This window comes from bacterium, from assembly GCA_027622355.1.
Lineage (GTDB): Bacteria > UBA8248 > UBA8248 > UBA8248 > UBA8248 > JAQBZT01.
The window spans coordinates 1-2,922 of the sequence record JAQBZT010000317.1; the positions used below are offsets into that span (position 1 = coordinate 1).

The 2,922-nt window shown below is 58.4% G+C and carries 3 protein-coding genes; 2 read left to right on the forward strand and 1 reads right to left on the reverse strand.

Going from position 1 to position 2,922, the window contains the following annotated elements:
* Window positions 1-1,090, forward strand: a 1,090-nt coding sequence (locus O2807_14090; protein ID MDA1001632.1) for a DHA2 family efflux MFS transporter permease subunit, incomplete at its 5' end; no start/stop codon positions are given.
* Between the two features lie 47 nt (window positions 1,091-1,137).
* Here the strand turns inward: O2807_14090 and O2807_14095 are convergent.
* The gene (locus O2807_14095; protein ID MDA1001633.1) at window positions 1,138-1,464 is read right to left on the reverse strand and encodes a (2Fe-2S) ferredoxin domain-containing protein; all 327 of its coding nucleotides are present in this window, start codon (window positions 1,462-1,464) and stop codon (window positions 1,138-1,140) included.
* Window positions 1,465-1,823: 359 nt separating this feature from the next.
* Here O2807_14095 and O2807_14100 point away from each other — a divergent pair.
* The coding region (locus tag O2807_14100) for a pitrilysin family protein (protein MDA1001634.1) at window positions 1,824-2,922 on the forward strand (1,099 nt) is incomplete at its 3' end.

The window sequence follows — 2,922 nt, forward strand, 5'->3', positions numbered from 1 at the left end:
GGTGTTCGGGCCGTTCCTCGGCGGCTGGCTGACCGAGGAATACGGGTGGCCATGGATCTTTTTCATCAATATTCCCTTCAGTGTCGTGGGGATAACGCTGACCGCCATTTATATGGAAGATCCGCCCTATTTGAAGCGGGGCATCCAGCGGGTGGATTGGGGCGGAATCATTCTGCTCTTGGTGGGGCTGGTCAGTCTCCAGATTTTTCTCGAACGGGGGCAGGAGGAAAACTGGTTTGAATCCGCCTGGATCACAGCGATGGCCGTCGTCACGGTGGCGTCGCTTGCTTTTCTGGTGTATTGGGAGTTGCGCGTTTCGGAGCCGATCATCAATTTCCGGGTGTTGCGCAATATCCCCCTGGCGGTGGGCTCCCTCATCATCCTTGTTTTCGGGATGGCGCAGTTTGGTACGGTGTTCATCCTTCCGCAATTTCTTCAGGAACTTCTCGGCTATACGCCCTACAACGCCGGGGCAGTGCTTCTGCCGCGGGGGCTCGCCATTTTTGTGGTTTTGCCCGTTGTGGGCTGGCTGTTCAACTATATTTCCCCCCGTATACTCGTCCCGACCGGTGTCTTCCTGATCATCATGGCACTGTTCCAATTTTCAACTCTATCGCTCGAGGCCGGGATGTCGAATTTGATCCCGCCGCTTATGCTCATGGGAGCGGGGGCACCGTTTGTTTTTGTCACCCTCTCCGCCACCGCGCTCCGCTCGGTTGAGTCCGTGGACGCCACGGCGGCCTCGAGTTTTTTCAACCTGGCCAGACGAATGGGGGGGAACATCGGATTTGCCGTTTTGACAACCATTCTGGAGCGGAGGTTCGCTTATCACCGGATCAGCTTAATTTCTTATGTGAACGAAATGAGCGGTACCTATCACCAGTACAAGGAAGGGCTGATGTCTTTGTTGTTCCGCAGGCAGGTGGATGTTTACACGGCGAAAGTAAAATCCATCGCCTTGATAGATAAAATGATCAACGCACAGGCCACGATGCTGGCCTACAACGATGCATATTCGTTTTTGATAATCTGCTTTGCGGCCATTTTGCCGCTGGTGCTGCTCATTCCAGGGCGTAAGAAGGTCTCATAGGGAGGGGGAGGGCCGCGCTTTATCGGCGACTCTCTGGGTGGTGAAAGCTATCCCCCGGCCGAGAAATTCGGCATTTTCAGCCGCAGCCGTTCGACGGGTCTGCCGTTGCGAAGATGTTCTTCCACCAGTTCGGGGATATCCCCCGGGGTGACGTTGGAGTACCAAACGCCCTCGGGATAGACGGCGATAGAGGGACCCATGTTGCAGGGCCCCAAACATGTTGTGCCCGCAACGGCGGTATGACCCGCCAGTTCGGAGGAGCTCACAGATTCGTTCAGCGCCTGGATCAGTTCGATGCTTCCCTTGGACTGGCAGCACCCCATCGGGTGATTTGGCGGGCGCTGATTGATGCAGACAAAGACATGGCGCTTGATGTGTTCCACGGTTTTCCTCTTAAGTGGGCTACGTCCGCTCCAGTTTCTTGAAATGGGACGACGGTGAAATGGAGTGAAGGCCAGCGGCGGTTTTCCCGAAGAAGCTTGCCGATGACTTCAATGGGGTGAGATGATACCTTCACCCGGGAGGAAGTCAAGAAAACCGGGCGAGCGATGGGCACGTGTGCCACAGGTGTTTGTTTCCCCTCTCGGAAGATTCCTCAATTCCGAATTTTCCTCATTTGGGAGTTTAAACTCTGTTTTCGAGACTGTCCAAATTCCGCCTTCCCGGCGGCCCGACGCTACTGATCTTGCCGGACAATTCTCTTTCCGAAACCGCCATTCACATCTGGTTTCCCGTGGGCAGCCACACCGAACGCCCCGGGCAAGAGGGAATTTCCCACTTCGTTGAGCACATGATTTTCAAAGGCTCCCGGAATCTGGAGGTGGGCGGGCTGGCCGGTCTGGCCGAAATGGCAGGCGGAGACATCAATGCCTACACCATGAGCGATGCGACCTGCTACGTCCTCACCTGCCTTCCCGAGACGATGGAAACGTGCCTGGATGCGATGGCGGACGCGCTCTGGCGTCCGAATTTCGATCCCCTCGAGGTCGAGCGCGAGCAGAGCGTGATTCTGGAGGAGATTTATCGTGCGGACGATGAGCCCGAACAGAAGCTGCAGAAAAAGCTTTTTCGTCTCGCCTACGGAAAAAGCCATCCGTACGGACAGCCTATTCTGGGATCTGCCGCCTCTGTTCGCGGGATCAGTGCGCGCGACCTGAGGCGGTATCACCGGGAAAGATATGCGCCGCCGAAAGCCTGCGTCGTTCTTGTGGGGCCGATAGACAAAAGAGAGGGCCGGCGTCGCGCCGGAAGAATTCTGGCCGATCTGCGGCCGGGCGGAAGGCTTGTTCTCTCCCGCCCAGCGGGCAGGATGCGGATACCGCGACCTTCGCCCTCCTCCCGCGGCCCCCGTTTTTTTACGATGCCCGGCCGCACGGGCGTCGCGCATTTCGAACTTGCGTTTGAGGTCCCGCCGGTCACGCACCCCGATGCGCCCGCCATCGAGGCGCTCGCGATGATCTTGGGGGCGGGGGAAAGCTCCCGCCTCTACCGGACGCTGTGCGCCGAGGCCGGAATTCTCGACGATGTGTCCACCGATCCTTTCCTCTCGGCGGGGCCAGGCCTGTTGTTTCTGGGAGGCGGGGGGGATGCGGGCAAGATCGCCCCGGCGGCTGCGGAGATGATCCGGCAAGCCCTCGCACTCGGAGGAGCGCTGCCGCCCGAGGAGGAGGAGGTGGCCCGCGTTTTGAGATGGTTTGAGGCCGATCTCGAATTCCGGCGCGAGAGCGCAGGCGGCAGAGCCCGGATTGCAGGTTATGCCGAGATCGTCGCCGGAAATCCGCGCTTCGCGCTTCAGTATTTCGATCGAATTCTGAAGCTCACACCGGAGAAGG